The 16,017-nt window shown below is 64.5% G+C and carries 19 protein-coding genes; 6 read left to right on the top strand and 13 right to left on the bottom strand.

Annotated elements, in window-relative coordinates; all coding sequences use genetic code 11:
* Positions 1 to 39 precede the first annotated feature (39 nt).
* Entirely contained in the window at positions 40 to 1,032 is a 993-nt protein-coding gene (gene cobS / locus Q8Q53_RS07100; RefSeq protein WP_305701060.1) for a cobaltochelatase subunit CobS, read from the top strand.
* A complete protein-coding gene (locus Q8Q53_RS07095) occupies positions 1,032 to 1,532 on the top strand; it encodes a thioredoxin family protein (RefSeq protein ID WP_305701059.1) in 501 nt (166 codons plus the stop codon). Before cobS ends, Q8Q53_RS07095 begins: the two co-directional genes overlap by 1 nt.
* Here the strand turns inward: Q8Q53_RS07095 and Q8Q53_RS07090 are convergent.
* From Q8Q53_RS07090 to fmt, 3 genes are all read right to left on the bottom strand, one after another.
* Positions 1,529 to 2,641: an alcohol dehydrogenase catalytic domain-containing protein gene (locus Q8Q53_RS07090; RefSeq protein WP_305701058.1), complete on the bottom strand. Its 1,113-nt coding sequence runs from the start codon at positions 2,639 to 2,641 to the stop codon at positions 1,529 to 1,531. The two genes, Q8Q53_RS07095 and Q8Q53_RS07090, sit on opposite strands and share 4 nt — an antisense overlap.
* A gap of 57 nt (positions 2,642 to 2,698) precedes the next feature.
* On the bottom strand, positions 2,699 to 3,445 hold the full coding sequence (gene truA / locus Q8Q53_RS07085; protein ID WP_305701057.1) for a tRNA pseudouridine(38-40) synthase TruA: 747 nt from the start codon (positions 3,443 to 3,445) through the stop codon (positions 2,699 to 2,701).
* 95 nt (positions 3,446 to 3,540) lie between these two features.
* On the bottom strand, positions 3,541 to 4,446 hold the full coding sequence (gene fmt, locus Q8Q53_RS07080) for a methionyl-tRNA formyltransferase (protein ID WP_305701056.1): 906 nt from the start codon (positions 4,444 to 4,446) through the stop codon (positions 3,541 to 3,543).
* Positions 4,447 to 4,559: 113 nt separating this feature from the next.
* Between fmt and recR the strand changes: the two genes are divergently transcribed.
* The 3 genes from recR to rmuC are packed head-to-tail and all read left to right on the top strand — an operon-like array spanning position 4,560 to position 7,286.
* Positions 4,560 to 5,156 (top strand): recombination mediator RecR, encoded by a 597-nt coding sequence (gene recR, locus Q8Q53_RS07075; protein ID WP_305701055.1) that lies wholly within the window; start codon positions 4,560 to 4,562, stop codon positions 5,154 to 5,156.
* A gap of 43 nt (positions 5,157 to 5,199) precedes the next feature.
* Positions 5,200 to 5,769: a peptide deformylase gene (gene def / locus Q8Q53_RS07070; protein ID WP_305701054.1), complete on the top strand. Its 570-nt coding sequence runs from the start codon at positions 5,200 to 5,202 to the stop codon at positions 5,767 to 5,769.
* 56 nt (positions 5,770 to 5,825) lie between these two features.
* On the top strand, positions 5,826 to 7,286 hold the full coding sequence (gene rmuC / locus Q8Q53_RS07065) for a DNA recombination protein RmuC (protein ID WP_371136528.1): 1,461 nt from the start codon (positions 5,826 to 5,828) through the stop codon (positions 7,284 to 7,286).
* A 150-nt stretch (positions 7,287 to 7,436) separates the two neighbouring features.
* Here the strand turns inward: rmuC and Q8Q53_RS07060 are convergent, their stop codons facing one another.
* The 8 genes from Q8Q53_RS07060 to Q8Q53_RS07025 form a co-directional block, all read right to left on the bottom strand.
* Positions 7,437 to 7,835: an META domain-containing protein gene (locus tag Q8Q53_RS07060; RefSeq protein WP_305701052.1), complete on the bottom strand. Its 399-nt coding sequence runs from the start codon at positions 7,833 to 7,835 to the stop codon at positions 7,437 to 7,439.
* Between the two features lie 44 nt (positions 7,836 to 7,879).
* Positions 7,880 to 8,686, bottom strand: coding sequence for an RNA methyltransferase (locus Q8Q53_RS07055; protein ID WP_305701051.1), 807 nt, complete (start codon positions 8,684 to 8,686; stop codon positions 7,880 to 7,882).
* A 3-nt stretch (positions 8,687 to 8,689) separates the two neighbouring features.
* A complete protein-coding gene (locus tag Q8Q53_RS07050) occupies positions 8,690 to 8,968 on the bottom strand; it encodes an HPr family phosphocarrier protein (protein ID WP_305701050.1) in 279 nt (92 codons plus the stop codon).
* 22 nt (positions 8,969 to 8,990) lie between these two features.
* A complete protein-coding gene (locus Q8Q53_RS07045; protein WP_305701049.1) occupies positions 8,991 to 9,395 on the bottom strand; it encodes a PTS sugar transporter subunit IIA in 405 nt (134 codons plus the stop codon).
* A gap of 82 nt (positions 9,396 to 9,477) precedes the next feature.
* Positions 9,478 to 10,431, bottom strand: a complete 954-nt coding sequence (rapZ, locus tag Q8Q53_RS07040; RefSeq protein WP_305701048.1) for an RNase adapter RapZ — start codon at positions 10,429 to 10,431, stop codon at positions 9,478 to 9,480.
* Positions 10,432 to 10,484: 53 nt separating this feature from the next.
* On the bottom strand, positions 10,485 to 10,910 hold the full coding sequence (locus Q8Q53_RS07035) for an HPr kinase/phosphorylase (RefSeq protein WP_305701047.1): 426 nt from the start codon (positions 10,908 to 10,910) through the stop codon (positions 10,485 to 10,487).
* A complete protein-coding gene (locus tag Q8Q53_RS07030) occupies positions 10,907 to 12,490 on the bottom strand; it encodes a stimulus-sensing domain-containing protein (RefSeq protein ID WP_371136527.1) in 1,584 nt (527 codons plus the stop codon). The genes Q8Q53_RS07035 and Q8Q53_RS07030 overlap by 4 nt, the downstream gene beginning before the upstream one ends.
* Complete coding sequence (locus Q8Q53_RS07025; RefSeq protein ID WP_305701046.1) at positions 12,477 to 13,226, bottom strand: response regulator transcription factor; 750 nt, start codon at positions 13,224 to 13,226, stop codon at positions 12,477 to 12,479. Before Q8Q53_RS07025 ends, Q8Q53_RS07030 begins: the two co-directional genes overlap by 14 nt.
* Positions 13,227 to 13,488: 262 nt before the next feature.
* On the opposite strand from Q8Q53_RS07025, the gene Q8Q53_RS07020 reads away from it, so the two are divergent.
* Entirely contained in the window at positions 13,489 to 15,090 is a 1,602-nt protein-coding gene (locus Q8Q53_RS07020) for a phosphoenolpyruvate carboxykinase (RefSeq protein WP_371136526.1), read from the top strand.
* A 6-nt stretch (positions 15,091 to 15,096) separates the two neighbouring features.
* On the opposite strand, the gene Q8Q53_RS07015 is transcribed toward Q8Q53_RS07020, so the two are convergent.
* Both Q8Q53_RS07015 and Q8Q53_RS07010 read right to left on the bottom strand, forming a co-directional pair.
* The gene (locus tag Q8Q53_RS07015) at positions 15,097 to 15,489 is read right to left on the bottom strand and encodes a hypothetical protein (protein ID WP_305701045.1); all 393 of its coding nucleotides are present in this window, start codon (positions 15,487 to 15,489) and stop codon (positions 15,097 to 15,099) included.
* A gap of 82 nt (positions 15,490 to 15,571) precedes the next feature.
* Positions 15,572 to 15,940, bottom strand: coding sequence for a DUF3597 domain-containing protein (locus Q8Q53_RS07010; RefSeq protein ID WP_305701044.1), 369 nt, complete (start codon positions 15,938 to 15,940; stop codon positions 15,572 to 15,574).
* Between the last annotated feature and the right edge of the window lie 77 nt (positions 15,941 to 16,017).

The following is a 16,017-nucleotide window of genomic DNA, read 5'->3' as shown; positions in this document are numbered from 1 at the left end:
TTGCAGGACCGCCCGCGCCCGTATAGGCGCTTGTATCCGATGACACAGACCTCAACAGATCAGCTCGACACCCGCAACAAGACCGTGCTGCCCGCGCCGGACATCGAAATCGATGCGCGCGAAACGTTCGGCATCGACATCGACATGAAGGTTCCGGCCTTCTCGATCGCCGATGAACGCGTGCCAGACCGCGATGACAGCTATGTGTTCGATCCGGACACCACGCTGGCGATTCTGGCGGGCTTTGCGTTCAACCGCCGCGTGATGGTGCAGGGCTATCACGGCACGGGTAAATCGACTCACATCGAACAGGTCGCCGCGCGCCTCAATTGGCCGTGCATCCGCATCAACCTCGATGCGCACATCAGCCGGATCGACCTGATCGGGCGCGATGCGATCGTGCTGCGCGATGGCTTGCAGGTCACCGAATTCCGCGAAGGCCTGCTCCCCTGGGCGCTCCAGCACCCGGTCGCGCTGGTGTTCGACGAATACGACGCGGGCCGCCCGGACGTGATGTTCGTGATCCAGCGCGTGCTGGAAACCGAAGGCAAGCTGACGCTGCTCGATCAGAACCGTGTTATCCGCCCGGACCCGAACTTCCGCCTGTTCGCCACCGCCAACACGGTCGGGCTGGGTGATACCAGCGGGCTGTATCACGGCACGCAGGCGATCAACCAGGGCCAGATGGACCGCTGGAACATCGTCGTCGGGCTGAACTATCTGCCCGCCGCCGTCGAAAGCGAAATCGTGCTGGGCAAGGTTGAAGGCGTGGCCGAGACCGTGGTCAGCAACATGGTCAAGGTCGCCGACCTGACCCGTCAGGGCTTCATCAATGGCGATATTTCCACCGTGATGAGCCCGCGCACGGTCATCACCTGGGCGCAGAACACCGCGATCTTCAAGGATCCGGGCTTTGCCTTCCGCCTCTCGTTCCTCAACAAGTGTGACGAGACGGAACGGATGCTGGTGGCGGAATACTATCAGCGGGTGTTCGGGCAGGACTTGCCGGAAAGCGTGGTGGGCAAGGCCTGATGCTGCGCTGGCTGGCGCCCGCGCTGCTGCTGGCACTTGCGTTGCCAGGCGGCGCGGCACTGGCCGCTCCGGCAGAGGCTGAACAGCCCGCCTACTATCCCGCCGCCGCCGATGCCCGCGCCGATCTGGACGCGGCGCTGGCCGATGCGGCGCGGGACGGCCGCTCTGCCGTGATCGTGTTCGGGGCGGACTGGTGTCATGACAGCACCGGTCTGGCCAAACTGCTGACCAGTCCTGCCTTCCGCGATCCATTCGGCGCGCGGTTCAGTGTTACCTTCATCGATGTTGGCGTGCCGCAGGTCGGTAAAGGCCGCAATCTGGATCTGGCCGCGCGGTACGGCGTGAAGCGGATGCGCGGCACGCCCATCATGTTCGTGATCGGCCCCGATGGCCGCCCGCGCAACTCCCGGCGCGATGCCCAAAGCTGGCGCAATGCCGACAGCCGGGGCGAGGCGGCGATCCTCGAATGGTTCCGCCGCCTCTCCGAACCGCAGGATTAGCCGTTTGGCGTCACCAGATACTTTTCACCGGTGCGGCGCGCGTTGTATTCGCTCACCGCGGGCTTGGTCAGCATTTCTTCCAGCGTGACGTGCGCCTTGTAGTGGCTGGCGAAGGTGGTCGTCAGGTCTTTCATCACCCGTGCGCGCATCCGGCCCACCACTTCGTGGCCGGCTTTCATCATGAACGGGGTCAGCAACCACCCGGCCAGATCCCAGGTCAGCCCGAACGCGCGGTTCAGGATCGTCGGCCCGATATCGAGCCCGCCATAGATGCAGACCTTTTTCGGTTCGGATGAGCCATAGCGGCTGAACACCGCGCCGCGGCTGGCGGCGGCTTCCATCGCGGTCAGGATCTGGCTGGCCAGCGTGCCGCCGCCAATCGGATCGAAGCCCAGCATTGCCTTGGTTTCGGCAATCGCGTCGATCAGTTTGGGCATGAAATCCGCATCGGTCATGTTGAGCACGTGGGTCGCGCCCAGATCCTTGAGCAGCTTCACTTGCGCTTCGCTGCGCACGATGTTGACCAGCGGAATGTTGTCCTCAAGGCAGATCTTGACCAGCATCTGGCCCAGGTTCGATGCGGCAGCGGCGTGGACGATCCCGGTGAAGCCTTCCAGCTTCATCGTTTCGGTAAAGCCCAGCGCGGTCATTGGGTTGACGAAGCTGGACGCGGCCTGTTCGGCGGTGACGCTGTCATCGACGGCAAAGGCCATGCTGGCATCGGCGATTGCATAGGTCGCATAGGCGGTGCCCGGAACGCAGGCCACGCGCTTGCCCATCAGGGCCTGCGCGGCCGGGGCATCGCCCGCCGCGACGACAATTCCCGCCGCCTCGTTCCCCGCCGGCATCGCCATGCCGTGCCGCGCCTTGAACGCGCGGGTGGCACCATCGGGCATTTTCGCCACGACCTTGCCGGGGGTGTAAACCGCGTTGTCGGTATCGGCCGAGGCAAACAGCAGGCCCAGGTCCGACGGGTTGATCGGGGTGGCCTCGACCTTGATCAGCACTTGCGTACCGGTCGGGGCATCCCAGCTGTGATCGTTGAGCTGCACCGTCAGCGTGCCATCGGCATCAAGCTGGGTGGTGAGCTGCTGGCCCGTGAAAGTCATGATTGTCTCCCGAATCCATTCCGCCTTGCGCGGGGTTTCAGATTGCAACTTAACCCGTCACTCGCCGGGGTAAAGCGCGCGAACGAAATAAAGCCCTTCACTGGGCGCATTGAGGCCCAGCGCCTGCCGGTCCCGCGCGGCCAGCGCTTCGCCGACCTGCTCCTCACGCCAGCGCCCCAGGCCGACCAGCGCCAGACAACCGACCATCGAGCGGACCTGATGGTGCAGGAAGCTGCGCGCGGCGGTGCGGATCTGCACTTCATCACCCACCCGCTCGACCGTCAGCTGGTCCAGCGTCTTGACGGGACTCGCCGACTGGCAATGGGCGGACCGGAACGTCGTGAAATCATGCAGCCCGACCAGCGCCTGCGCGGCGCGGCGCATGGCATCGGTGTCCAGCGGCTGCGACACCTGCCAGGCCCGCTGCCGCTCCAGCGTCAGCGGCGCGCGGCGGTTGATGATCCGGTAGAGGTATTCGCGCCCCGTGCAGGAAAACCGCGCGTGCCAGTCATTCGCGACCACTTCGCAGGCCAGCACCGCGACCGGGGCGGGTCGCAGATGCGCGTTCAGCGCCCCCATCAGCCGGAACGGAGCGATGTCCTTGGCCAGGTCGATATGCGCCCGCATCGCCAGCGCGTGGACCCCGGAGTCGGTGCGCCCGGCAGCATGCATGGTCACGGTTTCGCCGGTGACCGCGCGGGCGGCATGCTCCACCGCCTGCTGCACGGTCGGGTCATGCGTCTGCCGTTGCAGCCCCATGAAGGGGGAGCCATCGAATTCCAGGGTGAGGGCGAAGCGGGTCATGATTGCTTACTTCCATGCCGTTCGGGTCGAGCGAAGTCGAGATACCCCGCGCCTGTGTCCCGACTTCGCTCGACCCGAACGGGGAAGGTGGGAAATCAAGCCAGCACGGTCCCGGCGGGAATTGCGCGCCCGCGCAGCAAGGCCGCGCGGTCCATCACCGGGCGGCCCGCGCGCTGGATGAGCACCGGGCGGATCGCGCCGTCTGCACAGGCAATGGTCAGCGCATCGTTGATGGTTGTGCCCGCTACCCCAGTGCCGTCCGCCACTTCGGCCTGCAACACACGGTACCGCTCACCCTCCAGTTCGAAGAACGCTCCCGGCGTTGGCGCGAACGCGCGGACCTGGCGTTCCACTTCGGCGGCGGAGCGGGTGAAGTCGAGCCGACTTTCGGCCTTGTCGATCTTGGCGGCATAAGTCACGCCCGCATCCGGCTGGGGCCGGGGCGGATGCGCGGGCAGGTCGGCCAGCACGTCCAGCAGCAATCGTCCGCCCAGCTCCGCCAGTTCCGCCGTCAGCGCGCCCGCGGTCTTGCCGTCCACCGCCGTGCGCACGTCTGCCAGCATCGGCCCGGTGTCCAGCCCTGCTTCCATCTGCATGATCGTGACACCGGTTTGCGCGTCCCCGGCCAGAATCGCCCGCTGGATCGGTGCCGCCCCGCGCCAGCGCGGCAGCAGGCTGGCGTGGAGGTTGATGCAGCCATGGCGGGGCGCGTCCAGCACCGCGCGCGGCAGGATCAGGCCATAGGCGGCGACAATCGCCACATCGGCATTCAGCGCGGCGAACGCGGCCTGATCTTCAGCCCCTTTCAGCGACACCGGATGGCGCACCGGAATGCCCCGCGCCTCCGCCTCACGCTGGACAGGGGAGGGTTGCAGCTGTTTGCCCCGGCCAGCCGGGCGCGGCGGCTGGGAATAGGCGCAGACGACCTCATGCCCTGCCTCGACCAGCGCGATCAGCGCGGGCACGGCAAAATCCGGGGTTCCCATGAAGATGATGCGCATGTGTACCCAACCCCGTTCGCCCTGAGCTTGTCGAAGGGCTGTCCTTAGCTTTACCGTCGCAAAAGAAAAGGACGGGCCTTCGACAAGCTCTGGCCAAGCGGTTAAGGGGTGGCATGGCCTCGGTTGAAATCGAAACGCTCACATCCGCGCTGGCAAAGCTGCCGGGCCTCGGCCCGCGCTCGGCCCGGCGGGCGGTGCTATGGCTGATCAAGCGGCGCGAATCCGCGCTGGTCGGGCTGCTCGACGCGCTGGAAGCGGTGCGCACGACGCTGGTCGAATGCGATACCTGCGGCAACGTCGATACCACCAATCCGTGCGCGATCTGCACCGATGCCCGCCGCGATTCCCGCGCGCTCTGCGTGGTGGAAGATGTCGCGGACCTCTGGGCGCTGGACCGGGCGCGGCTGTTTACCGGGCGCTATCACGTGCTGGGCGGGCGGCTTTCCGCGCTGGAGGGCGTGCGGCCTGAAGACCTGACCATCGGCCAGCTGATCGAGCGCGTGTCGCAAGGCGGGATCGACGAAGTTGTGCTGGCGATGAACGCCACACTGGAGGGGCAGACCACCGCGCACTACATTGCCGAGCGGCTGGAAGGCTATCCGGTGCGGATCACCCAGCTGGCGCACGGATTGCCGGTGGGCGGGGAACTGGACTACCTCGATGAAGGCACTTTGGCGCAGGCGCTGCGCGCGCGGCGTCCGATGGGCTGAGGGGTGGGTTGAGAATCGCGCGCAACGCTCCTATCTGGCCCAGATGGCTATCCGTGAAATCATCGAAGTTCCCGACCCGCGCCTCAAAGTGGTGTCCGAACCCGTCACCACTTTCGACGCTGCGCTGAAGACGCTGGTCGAAGACATGTTCGAAACCATGTATGATGCGCCCGGCATCGGTCTTGCCGCCGTGCAGGTGGGCGCGCCGCTGCGGGTGCTGGTGATTGATCTTCAGCCCGACGATCCCGATGCCGAACCCGAAGTCTGCACCGCCCACGGCGGGCACAGCCACACCCATCAGCCGGTGAAGCGCGAACCGCGCGTGTTCATCAATCCGGAAATCCTCGATCCGTCCGAAGAGCACTCGGTCTATTCCGAAGGCTGCCTGTCGGTCCCGGAAATCTACGCCGAAGTGGAACGCCCCGCGCGCATCCGCGCCCGCTGGCAGGATCTGGACGGCAAGACCCATGAAGCGGACATGGACGGCCTGATGGCGACCTGCCTCCAGCACGAAATGGACCACCTCGAAGGCATCCTGTTCATCGACCACCTGTCGCGCCTGAAGCGGCAGATGGCGCTGAAGAAGCTGGACAAGCTGCGCAAGGTGGCCTGATCGTCAGGGGTGTTGTGCTGACGGGGAACTGGCGCTAAGTTCACATTTCGTTCCAGATGGGAGCCGATGTGGATTCGCCGTTCGTCATTGCCGTAATCGTTGTTTTCGCGCTCGTGCTGGGCGCACTGCTGGGCTGGTTTCTCGCCAGTCGCCCGGTGGGGGATCTGCGCGTGCGGCTGGCGCAGGCCGAAGGGTTTTCGCGCGAACTTGATGACATGTTCAAAGCCGCGATCCGTGACCTTGCCGCCGCGAGTGAGCGGGCAGAACGGGTCGGTGCGTTGCAGGCGGAGCTGGCCGAGGTGCGTAGGCACCGCGATGAGCAGACGGCTGAACTGGCAACGATGCATGCCAAGGCTGATCACTTCGATGAACAGAAGCGCCTGCTGCTGACCGCGCAGGACGGGCTGAAGAAAGAGTTTGAGAACGCCGGGGCCAAAGTGCTGGCCGCCGCACAGGAATCGTTCCTCGCCCGCGCGCAGGAGCGGATGACCGTGTCAGAGGACAAGAGCGCGGAAAAGATCAAGGCGCTGCTCCAGCCGGTCGGGGACCGCCTCAAGAGTTATGAGGAACAGGTCCAGAAGCTGGAAAAGGACCGGGTCGATGCCTTTGGTAAGCTTGCTGGGCAGATCGACGAGATGCGCAAGGGCCAGGATGCCGTAAGGGTTGAGGCAGCACGGCTGGGTAACTCTCTCCGCAATGCGCCAAAGGCGCGCGGCCGCTGGGGCGAACAGCAACTCAAGAACGTGCTGGAGCAGTGCGGCCTGTCAGAGCATACCGATTTCCTCCTTGAGCATTCTGTAGAAACCGAAGACGGTAGGCTGCGCCCGGACGCGATTATTCGGGTGCCGGGCCATAAGCAGTTGGTGATCGACGCCAAGGTTTCGCTCAATGCTTATCAGGACGCGTTTGAAGCGGAGGGTGATGATGCGCGCAAGGTGCATCTTGATTTGCACGCAGCCTCGATGCGCAATCATATCCAGACGCTCGCGACCAAAAGCTATCAGTCGCAGTTCGAGAATGCGCCCGATTACGTGATCATGTTCGTCCCGGGCGAACATTTCATTTCCGCAGCATTAGAGCATGATACCACGCTTTGGGATTTTGCATTCCGCAACAAGGTCTTGCTCGCCAGTCCGACCAACCTGGTCGCGATCGCGCGGACAATTGCGCAGGTATGGCAGCAGGAAGGGCTTGCAAAGGAGGCCCGAGAGATCGGCAAACTGGCATCCGATCTTTATGACAGTCTTGCAAAGACCCAAGATGACTTGGTGAAGACCGGTGTGCATCTCGGACGCGCTGTTAATTCGTTCAATGACTTTACAAAGACTTATGAAGGTAATGTACTCAGTCGCGCCCGCAGGCTGACTGAAAAGCACATCAAGATCGGTAAGCGTGAAATCAGCGAAGAGATTCCGTTTGTTGAATCGAATCCGCGCTATTCTGACCATGTGGAATCGGCGCAGCCCGCTTTGCCGTCAGCGGATAGCGAGCCGCTGGAAACCGATACGCCCGCCTGAAAGCACTCGAAACCACCCTAACCCGCTCGTCCTGAGCTTGTCGAAGGACTGTCCTTACTTTCCCAGCGAACAGGAAAAGGCAGTCCTTCGACAAGCTCAGGGCGGATGGGGCAGTGGGGTCGGGACGAATGCAGGAAGCGAGGATTGGGATTATCGCACCCGGCGGGCTTCGATCACATGGTCCTTTGACCGCAGCGTCAGTGTGCCGCCCGTGACATCGACCGACGGCTTCGCGCCCAGCAGGTCCGCCAGCGCGCGTTCCTGTTCCATCAGGCCGTCGCAATACATCATGGTGGACATATAGGGGCCGCCCACCAGCTTGCCCTGTTCGATACGCCAGGTGCCGCCCTGGCCGTTGCAACCAACGGTGGCGCTCAGCCGGTCCTGCGTGAAGCGAATCGCGGCGCGTTCGCTGGCCGGGGCCTTGCCGTCGATCCGCACGATCTTCCAGTTGGTATCGTGCAGCGCGGTCTGGCGCGGGGCGGCGGCGTGGGCGCAGGCGGTCAGCGACAGGGCGGCGATGGCGGTGAGCGTGATTGTGCGGATCATGGCGCGTGTTGTGGGGCACGCTGTCTGATCGCAGGCTGAACGGATCAGCCGTCCAGCGCGGCCAGCGCTTCATAGGCCAGCACCGCCCCGGCGACGGCGGCGTTGAGGCTGTCAGCGCGCCCTTTCATCGGCATGGTGACGCGCAGATCGCAGGCCAACTCGTATTCCTCAGGCAGGCCGCGCGATTCGTTCCCGACCATCAGGAAGCACGGCGCGGCATACGGCGCGCCGCGATAGGGCTGGGCGTCACGCAGGCTGGCGGCGACCAGTTGCCCCGCGCCGCTGCGCAGCCAGGGCAGGAATTCGTCCCAGCGGGCCTGCGCCAGTTGCTGGGTAAAGATCGCGCCCATGCTGGCGCGCACCGCCTCGACCGAGAACGGATCGGCGCAATCGTCGATCAGGATCAGCCCGCCCGCGCCGACAGCATCGCCGGTTCGCAGCATCGTGCCCAGATTGCCCGGATCGCGCAGCGCCTGCGCGACCAGCCAGATCCTGGCCGAAGACCGGTCGAGCGCGGCCAGCCCCGTATCGAATTCCGCGAATACCCCGGCCACCGCCTGCGGGTTATCCTTGCCGGTGACTTTGGCGAGGATGTCCTCGTCCATTTCCAGCACTTCGCCCCCGGCAGCGATCACGTCTGCCTCCAGCGCGGACAGCAGCGGATGGGCCTCGCGGCCCGTCGCCATGACCAGGATTTCGGGGAGCTGGCCGCTTTCGCGCGCGTCGGTCAGCAGCCGCAAACCTTCGGCCAGGAACTGCCCGGCGGCCTTGCGGTGCTTCTTTTCGCGCAAGCTTCGCAGATATTTGACCGTGGGGTTGGAAAATCCGGTGATCGTGCGGCGCAGGGTCAAGCCTCAGTCCTCGCCAAAGCCATCCTTGACCAGCCCAACCAGCTTGGTCAGCGCCAGATCCGCGCCGTCCCCGGCGACGATGATGTCGATCGTATCCCCTTTGGCTGCGCCCAGCATCATCAGGCCCAGGATCGACCCGCCGACCGCATCATTTCCGTCCTTGGCAACGCGCACCGCCAGCCCATCGGGAAGTTTGGTGACCGCGTTGACGAATTTTGCACTGGCGCGGGCGTGCAGCCCGCGGTTGTTCACGATCTCGACGCTTGCGCGTGCCTCTGTCATCCCGCTGAAATCCCCCAACGTGTTAAGCGTCTTGCCCCAGAAATTCAGACGCGATCGTGATGTAGTTGCGGCCTGCATCGCGAGCCGCAGCGGTGGCGGCCTTGATGTCCATGCAGCCGCGCGCCTTGGCGAGCCGGATCAGCATGGGCAGATTGATACCCGCAATCACTTCCACCGTGCCCGCCTGCATCAGCGAAATCGCAAGGTTTGACGGAGTGCCGCCGAACAGGTCGGTCAGAATGATTACGCCCTGGCCGCTGTTGACGTCGCGGATCGCGTCGGCAATTTCGCGCCGTCGAATCTCCATGTCGTCATTGGGGCCGATGCAAATCGTTGCGACGCCTTCCTGGCGGCCAACAACGTGCTGCATGGCATGCACGAACTCTTCGGCCAGGCGGCCGTGCGTGACAAGGATCATGCCGATCATGCTGAACTGACGCTCCGCTGTTGCAACCCGCCGATTCGGCCTCGATTTCAGCCGCTCCGAATGGCGCTGAACCGGCCCACGGTCAACGTTTTAGTGGCGCTGATCCGCGTAGATTCCCCGATGGGTCTTCCACCAGATCGGCGGCGCGGGCGGACAGGTTGCGATGCAGGATGCTGGGTGAATAGCCCGCCGCGCGCAACGCCGCCGCCATCAGTTCGGCGGTAAAGACCGAGCGGTGCCGCCCGCCCGTGCAGCCAAAGGCAATGTTCACGTAGGCTTTGCCTTGCGCCTGATAGCGCGGCAGCAGTTGCAGGATCAGGTCGCGGATCCGGCCAAACGCCTCTTCAAACGCGGGATCCGTGCGGATGAAATCGCCCACCGGGGCGTCGCGCCCGGTCTGGGCGCGCAGTTGCGGGTTCCAATGCGGATTGTGCAGGAACCGCATATCGAACACCAGATCGGCGACGGGCGGCATCCCGCGGGAGAAACCGAAACTGGTGATGGAAACGGTGGTGCCCATCGGCGCATCGCGTCCAAACCGTTCGCGGATCGCCTGTTGCAGATCGTTGCTGGTGAAATCCGTGGTGGAAATCACCATGTCGGCCCAGCGCCGCAACGGTTCCATCGTCTCGCGCTCAGCCGCGATCCCGGATGCGGCCGGCATATCCTGCGCCAGCGGATGACGGCGGCGGGTTTCGTTGTAGCGGCGTTCCAGCTCCTGCCCGGCGCAGTCCAGAAACAGTGTTGTCAGCTCCAGGTCGTTGCGACCGACCAGCTTTTTCACGCGTTCGATCACCTTGTTCGGATCGAACCCGCGTGTGCGCGAATCGAACCCGATGGCGAGCGGCGGGCGCAAGTCCGGCGCCGGGGCGTCCGGACCGTCGATCAACCGGTCGAGCAGGCGGATCGGGAAATTGTCGATCGTCTCCCAGCCCAGATCTTCCAGCACGTTGAGCGCGGTCGACTTGCCCGCGCCCAGCAGGCCGGTGACCAGCAGCACGCGCTGGCGGGTGGCAGGGTGGACTGGTTCAGACATCACGGCCTCCTGGGTGGGCGGGCGCAGGCCCAAAGGGAAGGGACAAAGCGGAGCTAGTCGGCTGTCAGGCCATACCGGTCAAGCGCCAGTTCGGCGCGCAAGTGCAGCACCGGGCTGTCCGGCCAGAGCCGCACCAGTGGAATCGTCACGCCCGCTCGCACCGCCAGTTCGGCCTGCTCAATGAAGCGCGGCGCTTGTGGATCGAGCGTCAGCACCAGCACCACGGGCACGCCTGCAACGGTGGGGCGCGTCAGCAGGCCGACGTTGCACACCTCGATCAATCCGGCGATGCGCGGCGGCGGGCTGGCCAGCAAGCGCTCGTCCCGGACGCTCAGCGTTACCCCGTCGTCGCCGATCAGTTCTGCCCCGCGATCGAGCAGCGCGAGCGCAAGGCTGGATTTTCCGCTGCCCGCCGGGCCTTCGATCAGCACGGCCCGGCGGCGAATCGCGATGCAGCTGGCCTGATGCAGCAGGCTCATTCCTCGTCCTCCTCATCCAGCGATGGCAGGTTCAGCACCAGCCGCGCGCCGGGGCGGGCATCGGTCCGGTCGCTCGCGATCAGGGTGCCATCGTGTGCTTCGGCAATGGTGCGCGCGATTGCCAGCCCAAGGCCCGAGTGGCTGCCGAAATCCTCGCCGGACGGACGCAGCGAATGAAACCGTTCAAATACCTTTTCACGCGCTTCTGCCGGGATGCCGGGGCCGTCATCGCTGACAGCCAGCTCGACCCGGTCAAACAGCCGTTCCACCGTAACTTCGACATGGCCGCCGGGCGGGGAGAACGAAACGGCATTGTCCAGCAGGTTTTCCAGCACCCGTACCAGCCGCGCCGGGTCGCCCGGCACGTCCCAGGGGCCGGTATCGACCGGAGTGACGAGTACCCGGCAGGCACCATTGCCGCCGCGTTCGATCCGGCCGCGGGCCAGTCCTTCGGCCAGCGCCAACAGATCAACCGCGACGAACTGGGTGCGGCTGAGTTCGGCGTCGATCCGGCTGGCTTCGGCGATTTCGGTCACCAGCCGGTCGATCCGGCGGACGTCATGCGCGGCAATCGCGGTCAGTTCGCGGCGGAGCTGGGCGTCGTCAACCTTTTCCAGCGTTTCGAGCGCGCTGCGCAGGCTGGCCAGCGGGTTCTTGATTTCGTGCGCAACGTCGGCGGCGAAGGCTTCCACCCCGTCGATCCGGCGGCGCAGGGCGGTGGTCATGTCGGAAATGGCGCGGGCCAGCAGGCCGATCTCGTCGCGTCGTTCCGGCAGGCGGGGCACCACGACGGCGCGGTCGCGCCCCAATCGCACCCGCACCGCCGCGCGCACCAGCGTGCGCAGCGGCTGGACGATGGTGCGCGCCAGAAACAGCGACAGCTGGATCGAGATGAGCAGCGTGACCGCAAGCACGATCACCAGCGTCTGGCGGGCATCACGGACCGACTGGGTAATATCGGTGGCGTTGCGGGTGGCCAGCAGCACTTCGCCCCGCGCGCCAACGGTTGCCGCAGCATTGAGCACCGGGGTTTCATCGGGCGCGGCGCGCTGGACCACGATCGTCTGGCCCAGCGCCACCGCGCGGGTGACTTCCGGCCAGGCGTCGGCGCGCTCTTCGGCGGGATCGGCATACGGTTCAAGCGGCGCGGTGCCGAGCAGGTAGTTCATCCCCGCATCGATCCGGCGGGCGGCGTGCTGATACCAGTCCTCCTGGTCGGGGTCGACGAAGGTGAAGGTCGGTCCGGCCAGATCGAAACTGTCGATCAGCAACTTGCCTTTGGAATTGTACAGCCGCAGCCGCAGCGCCTGATCGGTGCTGACCCGCTCAATCAGCGCGCGCCGCCCGCCGATGGGGGTTTCGGCCAGGCCATCAGCCGTAATCTCTGCCTCGGCGCGGGCGAGTTGAAACCGTTCGGCCAGCAATTGCTTGCGATAGCTGTCGAGGTAGAACAGGCTGCCCGCCATCAGGCCCAGCGCGATCACGTTGACCGCGAGGATGCGGGCGGTGAGCGAGGTTCGCCGGGTCCAGAACAGCCGGACGGGGCCGGGTTCGCGCGGCCGCCGATCAGCCGTCGGCAAAGGAATAGCCCGCGCCGTACAGCGTCTCGATCGCGCCGAATTCCGGATCGACGCTGCGGAACTTGCGCCGCAGTCGCTTGATGTGGCTGTCAATCGTCCGGTCATCGACGAACACATCGTCGTTATAGGCGGCGTCCATCAACTGGTTGCGGGTCTTGATCAGACCGGGGCGCTGCGCCAGCGCCTCAAGGATCAGGAATTCGGTGACAGTCAGCGACACCGGCTGGTCATCCCACGTTACCGCGTGGCGCGGCGGATCCATCAGTAACCGTCCGCGCCGGATGGCATCGGGCTGCGCGGTGGGAGATGGCGCTTCCACTTCGCCCCGCACCAGTTCGGAGCGGCGCAGGATGGCGCGGATCCGGGCAATCAGCAGGCGCTGGCTGAACGGCTTGGTGATGTAATCGTCCGCCCCCAGCGCCAGCCCCAGCGCCTCGTCCGGTTCTTCATCCTTGCTGGTCAGAAAGATCACTGGAAGGGCCGATTTCTCCCGCAGTTTCTGAAGCAGTTCCAGCCCGTCCATGCGCGGCATCTTGATGTCGCACACTGCCAGATCGGGGGGATTGTCGAGCAAGGCTTTCAGCGCCGTGGCACCGTCGGTGTAGAGGCGGGTCGCGAACCCTTCGGCCTGCAAGCCGATCGATACGGTGGTCAGGATATTGCGGTCATCATCCACCAGCGCGATCGTCTGGCGGGCGCTGTCAGCCGGGGCAGGGGGTGAAGCGGCGTCGACCATAGCGGATTGCCATTGCGGATGGACAGCAGGATTTGAAGCGGGGCCAAAGAGTTAGCGACTTGGGATCGTGCTGGCAATCGCTGCGGCGGGACTTTCGGATAAGCGATTGATTAGGCGAATATTTGGCGAATATTTGGCGAATTTCCGGGGCAATTTGACGGAATCGCTCCAACCGACTATGCGCGGCTCGACTCCTTTGCATACCTATGCACAGGACCGGGCGCGCGCTGGGTGTGCCCGACCCATGATCATGGAGATGGCCTTGTCCGGTTCGCTTTTCTTCCCGCTTGAAAATCAGGGCATTGCCACCGGCGCGACGATTTTCGCCAACCTTGGCACCGCGCCGCTGGTCGAGCATGCAGTGCGCAACGGCGAAGGCGTGCTGTCGAAGGATGGCCCGCTGGTGGTCGAAACCGGCGCGCACACCGGCCGCAGCGCGAAAGACAAGTATATCGTCCGCGATGCGGAAACCGAAAACACCGTGTGGTGGGGCAAGACCAACGTCGAAATGACGCCGGATCATTTTGCTGCGCTCAAGGCTGATTTTCTGGCCGCGCTGGCCAGCAAGAACACGCTGTACGTGGCGGACCTGTTTGGCGGCTCGCAGCCGGAAAACCGCGTCAATGTGCGCGTCATCAACGAATTTGCGTGGCACAACCTGTTTATCAAGACGCTGCTGGTTCGCCCTTCAGCGGCCGAACAGGCGGCGTTCACGCCTGAATACACCATCATCGACCTGCCCAGCTTCCGCGCCGATCCCGCGCGCCACGGTTGCCGCAGCGAAACCGTGGTTGCGGTGAACTTTACCGAGAAGCTGATCCTGATCGGCGGCACGGCCTATGCCGGGGAAATGAAGAAGTCGGTGTTCGGCATTCTCAATTATCTGCTGCCGGCCAAGGGCGTGATGCCGATGCACTGTTCGGCCAACATCGGCGCGGACGGCAAGACGGCCGTGTTCTTTGGCCTGTCGGGCACCGGCAAGACCACGCTGTCGGCCGACGCCAGCCGCACCCTGATCGGCGATGATGAACATGGCTGGTCCGATACCGCCGTGTTCAACTTCGAAGGCGGCTGCTATGCCAAGATGATCCGGCTTTCGGCCGAAGCCGAACCGGAAATCTTCGCCACCACCAAGCGCTTCGGGACGGTGCTGGAAAACGTGGTGATCGATCCCGTCACCCGCGAGATTGATCTGGACGACAACAGCCTGGCTGAAAACAGTCGCGGTTCGTATCCGATCGACTTCATCCCGAACGCCAGCGCCGACAACCTCGGCCCGGTTCCGGCCAACCTGATCTTCCTGACCGCCGACGCCTATGGCGTGCTGCCGCCGATCGCGCGGCTGACCCCGGATCAGGCGATGTATCACTTCCTGTCGGGCTACACCGCGCGCGTGGCGGGCACCGAAATCGGCGTGACCGAACCCGAAGCGACGTTCTCCACCTGCTTTGGCGCGCCGTTCATGCCGCGTCACCCGTCGGTCTATGGCAACCTGCTGAAAGAACGCATCGCCAAAGGCGGGGTGAAGTGCTGGCTGGTCAACACCGGCTGGTCGGGCGGCAAGGCCACGATGGAAGGCATCAAGCGGATGCCGATCAAGGCGACCCGCGCGCTGCTCAACGCGGCGCTCGATGGCAGCCTGAACGCTGCTGAATTCAACCGCGATCCGAACTTCGGCTTTGAAGTGCCGGTCGCAGTGGCAGGCGTTGACAGCAAGCTGCTCGATCCGCGCGGGGCCTGGGCCGATGCCGCCGAATACGACAAGACCGCGCAGGATCTGGTCGGCAAGTTCATCGAGAACTTCGCCCAGTTTGCCGATCATGTCGATGCCAGCGTGCTGGATGCGGCGCCCAAAGCAGCCTGACCGCAATCACTCAGTTGAACAGCGACGGCCCCGCCATCCGGCGGGGCCGTTTGCGTTTGGCCTTCCGTGAAATCGATATGCAGACCAGTGCTTTGCGGGCATGTAGGCGGCTCCTTTGCAAATGGAGTCGCATTCATGGGTTTGTTGGATGGAATCATGGGCCAGATGGCCGGGAACGTTGATATTGCCGCTATTGCCGGTCAGTTCGGGATTGCCCCGGAACTGGCGGAAAAGGCCGTTGCTGCGCTGGGCAAAGCGCATCCGGAGCCGGGCAACACGATTGAAACCGCCGCTGCCAGCACCGGACTGGATGTCGGCATGCTCGGCCAGCTCGTGCAGCAGCTGGGCGGCGAAGGCGGGCTGGGCCAGCTCAGCGGATTGCTCAAGGACAATCCGCAAGCGGCCAGCATCCTCGGCATGCTTGACCGCGACGGTGACGGAAACCCGATCAACGACATGCTGGGCATGGCTTCGGTCTGGCTCAGTCCAGCATGCTGGCGGGCACCTTTCCGCCGTTCTGGGCCAGCGCCTTCATCACGTGCTTGTGCAGCGCGATGTTTTCTTCGGCCGTGCCGGAATAGTCGGTATCGCCGAGTTCGTGCGCCAGTTCCTTGCGCTCTGCAAAGCTGGCGTCCAGCCCGACCAGCTTCATCAGGTCGACAATCGACGTGCGCCAGTTGAGCGTGTCAGCGCCCGCCATGGCGGCAAGGTTGGCTTCGACATCAACTTCGCTGATTGCCACGGGTGCAGCAACGGGGGCAGCAACCGGAGCGGCGGCGGGCTGTTCGACCGGGGCAGCTTCGGCCTTCTTGCCGAAAATTTTTTCCTTGATCTTGCTGAAAATCGACATGGCAAGCGACTCCTCACAGTCGGCGGCGAATCGGAATTGAGCCGCTGAACCAACTGCATAGGGTGGGCTATCACATT

This window comes from Novosphingobium sp. (assembly GCF_030699305.1).
Taxonomy (GTDB): domain Bacteria; phylum Pseudomonadota; class Alphaproteobacteria; order Sphingomonadales; family Sphingomonadaceae; genus Novosphingobium.
The sequence above is the reverse complement of the archived record's forward strand: the minus strand, read 5'-3'. Positions and strand labels throughout refer to the sequence as shown.

Excerpts from the sequence above, each read along its gene's own strand:
- Q8Q53_RS07060 (WP_305701052.1), bottom strand. The coding sequence starts at position 7,835 with ATGATCCGCACAATCACGCTCACCGCCATCGCCGCCCTGTCGCTGACC.
- cobS (WP_305701060.1), top strand. The coding sequence starts at position 40 with ATGACACAGACCTCAACAGATCAGCTCGACACCCGCAACAAGACCGTG.
- Q8Q53_RS07045 (WP_305701049.1), bottom strand. The coding sequence starts at position 9,395 with ATGATCGGCATGATCCTTGTCACGCACGGCCGCCTGGCCGAAGAGTTC.
- Q8Q53_RS07095 (WP_305701059.1), top strand. The coding sequence starts at position 1,032 with ATGCTGCGCTGGCTGGCGCCCGCGCTGCTGCTGGCACTTGCGTTGCCA.
- Q8Q53_RS07035 (WP_305701047.1), bottom strand. The coding sequence starts at position 10,910 with ATGAGCCTGCTGCATCAGGCCAGCTGCATCGCGATTCGCCGCCGGGCC.
- rmuC (WP_371136528.1), top strand. The coding sequence starts at position 5,826 with ATGGGAGCCGATGTGGATTCGCCGTTCGTCATTGCCGTAATCGTTGTT.
- Q8Q53_RS07025 (WP_305701046.1), bottom strand. The coding sequence starts at position 13,226 with ATGGTCGACGCCGCTTCACCCCCTGCCCCGGCTGACAGCGCCCGCCAG.
- Q8Q53_RS07010 (WP_305701044.1), bottom strand. The coding sequence starts at position 15,940 with ATGTCGATTTTCAGCAAGATCAAGGAAAAAATTTTCGGCAAGAAGGCC.
- recR (WP_305701055.1), top strand. The coding sequence starts at position 4,560 with ATGGCCTCGGTTGAAATCGAAACGCTCACATCCGCGCTGGCAAAGCTG.
- rapZ (WP_305701048.1), bottom strand. The coding sequence starts at position 10,431 with ATGTCTGAACCAGTCCACCCTGCCACCCGCCAGCGCGTGCTGCTGGTC.
- fmt (WP_305701056.1), bottom strand. The coding sequence starts at position 4,446 with ATGCGCATCATCTTCATGGGAACCCCGGATTTTGCCGTGCCCGCGCTG.
- Q8Q53_RS07050 (WP_305701050.1), bottom strand. The coding sequence starts at position 8,968 with ATGACAGAGGCACGCGCAAGCGTCGAGATCGTGAACAACCGCGGGCTG.
- Q8Q53_RS07090 (WP_305701058.1), bottom strand. The coding sequence starts at position 2,641 with ATGACTTTCACGGGCCAGCAGCTCACCACCCAGCTTGATGCCGATGGC.
- def (WP_305701054.1), top strand. The coding sequence starts at position 5,200 with ATGGCTATCCGTGAAATCATCGAAGTTCCCGACCCGCGCCTCAAAGTG.
- truA (WP_305701057.1), bottom strand. The coding sequence starts at position 3,445 with ATGACCCGCTTCGCCCTCACCCTGGAATTCGATGGCTCCCCCTTCATG.